This is a genomic window from Pseudomonas sp. 10B238 (assembly GCF_000970615.1).
Classification (GTDB): Bacteria; Pseudomonadota; Gammaproteobacteria; order Pseudomonadales; family Pseudomonadaceae; genus Stutzerimonas.
Genome location: NZ_KQ033942.1, coordinates 79,878 through 86,659, shown reverse-complemented (window position 1 = coordinate 86,659; position 6,782 = coordinate 79,878). Strand labels below are relative to the sequence as shown.

Genomic DNA, 6,782 nt, shown 5'->3' with positions numbered 1-6,782 from the left:
CCGCCAGCGGGGTCAGTTCTTCAGACGTTCCCTAGACATAGCACAATCAATTGACGCGTTTGAGTGGCAAAGACCAGGGTCAGCAACAGTACGGCGGCAATGAGGAGGTACAGTTTTCGCTGTCGTTGTTCGCCATTGATAGGCGACTTGCCTTTTGCCCATACCTGAATGCAGTAGAAATAGGCGAAACAGATCAGGAACGGCCCGATGGATGAGCGGTCCGGGCGGTCCCAGGATGTTTGCTCCTCGCGCAGATCCGGGACCAGTCCGAACTTGAAACACCAAGAGAGGATCACAGCAATCAGTGCCGCGTAGATTAGTGCATGCTCGAACTGGCGGGTGCTGATGTGCTTGGCAAGCAATAGCAGCGGTACGAAGCCAAAGGTAAAAAGAATCCGACGTTCTTCGATTAGGCCGTAGGTGATTGGCTGGCCAAAGGTATAGAACGAGAAGATTGCAGGCAGCACGGTGAAGACGAAAACGCTATAAAAAGCGTAATACATCAGGATGCGAAATTCTCTGGAAGCTTCCTCGGTACTGGCGAGAATCAACAGAAGCGAAAGACCTAGGCAAACAGCCAAATAGGCTTCGTTGAGGAACTTGAAGCCGATCGGGTTATGCGTGCTGTCACCAAATACCGAAAAGTGCAAGACGATTGCCAGCACCGCCAACGGCAGAAAGAAAAATTTCGAGCTGATGTTTGTCATCACCTGGGTCCTTAGGTGCATTTCCATTCCAGATTAACTACGCCGCAACAAACTCAAGCTTCAGGATTGCCACATCAATTGCTTCGGTGCGCCGCCACCTTTCGTACCGCTGAGCGGTGTTAGGCTAACTGGCTCCAGCAATGGTTCAGTATCCAAACTGATTGGATTGCGCAGGGGTGTTTGAGTTCCGCCCGCATTAAGCCGCTCGATGTAAGGTTGAATTTGGACAAGCGAGGAATGGCAGGGTTGCGTGTGATTTTCAGGTTTCGCTGAAAACTTCTGAACGGCTTCACACCATTCGCCGCGAACCATGCCACAAGCCTGTCAAGGCTGCTGGGTAGGGCCATACTCCTTGCAGCTATTGGGAATGTGCTTTTGCAGGACATCCATCTGAGGCCTGTCTTTGCCGTTGAGCGGTTCTATAGCCAAAACATATTTGCCCCAGCCTGGTCCGCCCGCCCAGTAGGCGCTGGGCATGCAGTTTTCGTTGAGGTAGCCGAGCAGGTTGTCCATCGCGACCAGCATCGAATCTGAATGGCCAGGCACACCGTACTCGCCGAGAAAACCCTTCAGGTTGTTTTCCCTCAGCCACTCGACGAACGGCCGAACGCGCTCCACCCCTAACATTGGATCGACCACCTCGTCCTTCGCATAGCGCCCGGAAAAATCCTTGTCGAGGTACAGGTGTCCCTCGTAAATGATCTTGTTTGCCGGATCTTCGATCAGAAAATACTCATTGACGTAGCGCCAGTGAAAGGTGCTCGCCCAGCGGTCACCTTCGACGAATATCAAGCTGTCCATATCCACCTTGCGGATGGCATCGACCGCTGCCTGTGCTGCTCCAGGCCACAACCCATCGGTGGAGTGGGGCTCGTTCATGATGTCGTAGCCTAACAATGCAGGGTGGTCCTTGAATTCTTCGGCAAGCTTGCGCCAAACAGTTGCGTAAGCTTCGTAGGGTACTTGTGGCGAACCGATCAGCTTGCCCTTGTATCGCCCATAGTTGTGCATATCCAGAATGACTTTCTGGTTATGTTGGGCGGCGAAGTCGAGCGTTCGCTTGAGCAACCGCATCTGATCGAAATTCACGCCTTTGTACAGATCATGTTGCAGGCGCTCCCAGATGAAGGGGAACCGAATCAAGCGAATGTTCTTGTCCGCGTAATATTTGAAGTATTTCTCTTCAGGATAAAAATAATTGGTGCCCAGTTTTCCAGGCGTGATATGCGGAGCGAAGTTCGCACCAGACATATTGATGCCGATCAGGTCGATGCCTTTATCTTCGCTGGGCTGCGCTTGCACAAACGACACGCATCCGGCAATCGTCAGGCCGGCTATCAACCTTGCGGTGCGAAACAAAAGAGAAAGGGGGCGACGTTCCATGATGACCTTTATCTCCAGAGGGCCAACTGTCAACTCGACGGCCCTGTTGATGTTCAGCTAAGCACTCGATCCGAACCGTTCTCCTTGATAATCAGGAGAGCGGTTCGGATAGCATCATTGGGTAATGTGCCCGGGCTTACTTAGAGTCAGAGGAGCGCTACTTGCTCTGGTACTCGTACTGGTAATAACCGTACTCGCTGTAAGTCGACGCCTTACGCACCACGGCATTGAAGATGACGCCTTTGACCAGAATTCCGTTCTGCTCAAGGCGTCGCTTGGCAAACTCGATTTCCTTCACGCCGTTCAGCCCGTAACGCGTCACCATCAGGGTGGTGCCGGCCTGGCTGCCGACCAGTGCGGCGTCGGTGACGGCCAGGATAGGCGGAGTATCGAAGATCACCAGGTCGTACATGCTGCTGATCTCTTTGACGAAGCGCGAGAAGTTTTCGTGCATCAACAGTTCCGATGGGTTAGGCGGTAGCTGGCCGTGGGTGATCACGTGCAGGTTATTCAGCTGGGTTTTCTGGATTGCATCGAACAGCGTGATACGGCCAGACAGGATGTCGGAAAGGCCTTTTTCACCCTGGCAGCGCATGACCTTGTGCAGATACCCCTTGCGCATGTCGGCGTCGATCAGCAGCACTTTCTTGCCGGACTGCGCGATAACTGCGGCGAGGTTGCTGGTCACGAACGACTTGCCCACCGCCGGGCTCGGGCCGGTGATCATCAGAATGTTGTTCTTCGCTTCGATCATCGCAAAATGCAAGCTGGTGCGCAGACTGCGCATCGCTTCGGTCGCCAGATCGGCGGGATCATTGATCGAGAGCAGATACGAAGCGCTGCTCTTGTCCCGTTTGAAATTGGCGAGGCGCTTTTCCAGCAGGCCCTGCTTCTCGCTGAACGGAATCGCCGCGTACACCGGAATGCCAACGCGCTCGATCTCTTCTGGATTTTCCACGCCACGCTTGAGTGCTTCACGGACATACACGAAGGCGACCGCAAGGATCCCGCCAAGCAGCGTGGCGACGATGACAATCAACGGCTTGTTCGGCTTGATTGGTTCATCGATGTCTGCCGCAGCGTGGTCAACGATGCGCACGTTGCCCACTGTCCCGGCACGAATGATGTCGAGCTCCTGGGTCTTGTTCAGCAGCATCGAATAGGTTTCAGAAGAAACCTCTACATCGCGGTTGAGGCGCAGCAGCTCCTGCTGAGTAGACGGCAGGGTTCCGATCTGCTTTTCCAGTTCAGTCTTTTGCGCTTGCAGCTGATTGATCTGGTTCATCAGCGCCTGGAAATTAGGGTGCTGACGGGTGAAGCGGCTTTCCATCTCGGTGCGCTTGAGGTTCTGCTCGGAAATCTGGCTCTCCAGATCAACGATGCGATCAAGCACCGACTGGGTTTCCGCCGAGATATCCACCGAACGATTGCCGGTTTGGAACTCGTTCAGGGCTGTCTGCGCGGCGTCGAGCTTCTTGCGGACCTCCGGCACCTGCTCACTCAAAAATTCAAGGCTCTGAGTCGCTTCCGCCGCGTTGCGCGCAATGTTCTGGTCGACGTAGCGTTGCGCTACTGCCTCAAGCACCGTGACTGCTTTTTCTGGATCGGTGCCCTCCAACGTCACGTTGAGGATGCCCGACTGCTTGCCGCGCTCACCGGCATTCAGGCGATTCTGATAGTCCTCGGTGGTGGCGTAGGTGCGGTTCTTGATCACAGTAAAGGTGGTGCCCGGCCGTGCGTTCAGCTCTGCCACGGTGATGCCGTAATCCGGGGTCTCGATGGGCTCGCCGACGACCCCTTGCACGACTACCTCGCCTTCGGGGTCGCGCAGGATGAAGCCGTTGTTTTCGGCGGCTTCCAGCGTCAGCTCTTCGCCATGCATTTTGTCTGGCACGATCAGCTGCGTGACGCGCAGTGATTCGCCACCCCATGCGTAGGATTCGAAGCCCTCGGGATACCAGCCCAGCTCACCTTCCTCGGTGGGCTCGAATCGACGGAAGATATAACCGCCGACCACCGGAAAGTGGTGAGGCTCGATGATGATGTCGAGGTTCAGATCCTCGACCGCTCCGCCAACCACCGAGCGCGACTTGAGCAGTGCGATTTCGGTCTGCGCCGGTGAAACGGCAGGGGCGGTGCCAACCACATCGGTAAGGCTTGGCAAGCCACCTTTCGCCTGGATCTGAATCATCGCGCTTGCCAGATATACCGGCGTCGCGAGCAGGGCATAGGCAACGCCCAGCGCGGCGAAGAACCCCGTAATGGTGAGTATCAGCGCTCGGTTATTTAGAAACGTGTCAAAGAGGTGGGCCAGGTCAATGTCCTTGTCCTCTTTTGTTTCATAGATGGGTCGGGGCATGGTGGTCATTGAAGTTCCTTCTTCTTATTTCAGGTAAGGAAGCCAGCTTTCGACGGACTGAGTCAGAAGGCTGTGAACATGTTCGAATGCGGGCTTGGACTGGCGGTAGGGATCAGGGATTTCCGTATCGTCCAGCCATTTACCCAGCAGGAAGGTTTTGCCATGTACTTCGGGTGCGATCTGACGAATGTGCTGGACGTGGCTTTGTTCCATCACAAGGATCAGGTCTGCGCGATGCAGCATTTCGCTATCGACCTGACGGGCACGGTGGGACGCGTGTTCCACTCCGTGGTCGTTAAGCACCTCATGTGCAGTCTTGTCCATTGGGTTGCCTACTAGAGCACCTATGCCTGCCGAACTTATCGTCAGGCCTTTGCCTTCAAGTTTGTGGGCTAGCAACGCTTCGGCTGCGGGGCTTCTGCAGATGTTGCCCACACAGACAATCAATATGTTCTGGAACATTTCGCTCAGCCTCGTAGCCCAGGTGTCGTGGGCATACAGGTCTGCCTGTTGCAGAACGCAAATCTGATATTGGCTCGCTTCATTAGTTCAATCTTCCTGCTGCGCTCGCGCATGAATGTGGCTTGTTGCCAGGATGGAGCTGGTCAATGCGTGTGGCAGTCAGTAGACATCCTTGTTGAACAGAAGGGCGGGGATGGTGCGGGCAAGGATGTAGATGTCGAACCAGACCGACCAACGCTCGATGTAATCGAGGTCGTATTCGACGCGCTTCTCGATCTTCTCCAGGGTGTCGGTCTCGCCGCGGTAGCCATTGATTTGCGCCCAGCCCGTGATGCCCGGCTTGACGCGGTGCCGTGCGGAATATTCCGATACGGCGTCTTCGAACAGCACGCCTGCGGCCTTGGTCGCGGTTGCATGGGGGCGCGGACCGACCATGGACATGCTGCCAAGGAATACGTTGAGCAGTTGTGGCAGCTCGTCGAGGCTGGTTTTGCGAATGAAACGACCCACCCGGGTGATGCGGTCATCGTTGCGCGTCGTTTGCTGTTCGGCGTTGGCATCCGACTTGGCGTGGTACATCGAGCGGAACTTGAACACTTCGATCAGTCGGTTGTTGTAGCCGTAGCGCTTCTGCTTGAACAACACAGGACCGGGCGAGTCGAGCTTGATGGCCAGCGCGAGGAGGAGCATGACCGGGGCAGCCGCCAGCAGAGCGAGGCTGGAGAGCACGATGTCTTCGATGCGCTTGAACATTGGCGACCAGCCACGCAGCGGCAGATCAGAGGCAATCAGCGTCGGCAGTCCACCGACTTCGGTGATGCGCTTGTTGGCATGGCGGAAAGCGACCATGTCCGGTACCAGCAGAACGTTGACGGGGAGTCGGCGCAACTCGTTGATCAACTGACCGATGCGGCTGTCGGCAAACCAGGGCAACGCGACCAGTACCTGGGTGACCTTTTCCTCACGGATCATCTGTTCCAGGTCGCGGGTGTTGCCTAGTAACGGCAGGTCGGCCAACGTCTTCGGCAGGCGCTCGAGGCGGTCGTCAATGAAACCGAGCACGCCGGTGCGGATATCGCGGTGATTAGCCAGATACTCGGCAACGCGCACGCCGTTGTCGGTGCCACCAAGGATTACGGCATTCTGCAGGTACACGCCTTTCGCCATTAGACGACGGAACAGGGCGAGCATCATCAGTCGCTCGGCGCCGAACAGGATGCCACTGGTGACGAACCAGAAGGTCAGATGTTTGGCCTCGAGGTAGCCGAACATACCCAGGCCCTGGTGCATGAAAATCATCAAGCTGAAAGCCGCGGCCCAGGCAACGAGCATGGTGCGAAAGCGCAGCAACGTGCTGAACACTTCCTCGCTGTAGATGCCTACCGACTGAAAGATAACGACACTGATCACGCCGAAAAACATCAGGAAGGTGCTGAATGTGCCTCCGCCTGCGGGCAGGTCGAGGGGCAGAAACAGCAACAACAGAACGCCCGGCAGCACAGAGGTCAGCCCGTGAATCAGGCGAATGCTGGCAAGAAAGTAATCGACGAAACTGGGGTGGGCGTACTCAAGGGTTCCAACGGACTGTAAGCGCATACAAGGCTCCTTCCTATGGCTATTGCTAGCTCAATACTCGTTTTGATCGCCGCGATCCGCGGTTCTGATGGCAGGCCGCTATCGCAACCCTCACCTGGACAAGTGCTCCGACCGCCCTTCAAGAAATGAGTTCACCGGAATCGTGCAAAGAGCCAATTGCCTCAAAAGAATTAAATGCATCACGCAACTCATTGATACGTAAGTGATAAAGCGATCAAAAAGGTCGGCTTGCGGGCTTTTTTCGCTTCTTTCGCTGACCGATGGTCAGTGTTTTG

General features: G+C 55.7%; 5 protein-coding genes and 1 pseudogene. All 6 read right to left on the bottom strand.

The genetic code is table 11. From position 1 onward, the window contains the following. Window positions 1–32: 32 nt before the first annotated feature. A pseudogene (locus RT21_RS20640) lies at window positions 33–707 on the bottom strand (hypothetical protein); the annotation flags it as partial. Between the two features lie 60 nt (window positions 708–767). Then, window positions 768–1,019 (bottom strand): hypothetical protein, encoded by a 252-nt coding sequence (locus RT21_RS23695; protein WP_156155742.1) that lies wholly within the window; start codon window positions 1,017–1,019, stop codon window positions 768–770. 12 nt (window positions 1,020–1,031) lie between these two features. After that, entirely contained in the window at window positions 1,032–2,090 is a 1,059-nt protein-coding gene (locus tag RT21_RS20635) for a glycoside hydrolase family 5 protein (RefSeq protein WP_046164227.1), read from the bottom strand. Window positions 2,091–2,247: 157 nt separating this feature from the next. Beyond that, the gene (locus RT21_RS20630) at window positions 2,248–4,458 is read right to left on the bottom strand and encodes a polysaccharide biosynthesis tyrosine autokinase (protein WP_046164226.1); all 2,211 of its coding nucleotides are present in this window, start codon (window positions 4,456–4,458) and stop codon (window positions 2,248–2,250) included. Between the two features lie 15 nt (window positions 4,459–4,473). Continuing rightward, window positions 4,474–4,911 (bottom strand): low molecular weight protein-tyrosine-phosphatase, encoded by a 438-nt coding sequence (locus RT21_RS20625; protein ID WP_046164225.1) that lies wholly within the window; start codon window positions 4,909–4,911, stop codon window positions 4,474–4,476. Between the two features lie 159 nt (window positions 4,912–5,070). Then, a complete protein-coding gene (locus RT21_RS20620; protein WP_046164224.1) occupies window positions 5,071–6,507 on the bottom strand; it encodes an undecaprenyl-phosphate glucose phosphotransferase in 1,437 nt (478 codons plus the stop codon). Window positions 6,508–6,782 lie beyond the last annotated feature (275 nt).

What these genes read in the sequence shown, in the direction of transcription:
- RT21_RS20625 (WP_046164225.1), bottom strand. Translation starts at nt 4,911, where the DNA reads ATGTTCCAGAACATATTGATTGTCTGTGTGGGCAACATCTGCAGAAGC.
- RT21_RS20630 (WP_046164226.1), bottom strand. Translation starts at nt 4,458, where the DNA reads ATGACCACCATGCCCCGACCCATCTATGAAACAAAAGAGGACAAGGAC.
- RT21_RS20635 (WP_046164227.1), bottom strand. Translation starts at nt 2,090, where the DNA reads ATGGAACGTCGCCCCCTTTCTCTTTTGTTTCGCACCGCAAGGTTGATA.
- RT21_RS20620 (WP_046164224.1), bottom strand. Translation starts at nt 6,507, where the DNA reads ATGCGCTTACAGTCCGTTGGAACCCTTGAGTACGCCCACCCCAGTTTC.
- RT21_RS23695 (WP_156155742.1), bottom strand. Translation starts at nt 1,019, where the DNA reads ATGGTTCGCGGCGAATGGTGTGAAGCCGTTCAGAAGTTTTCAGCGAAA.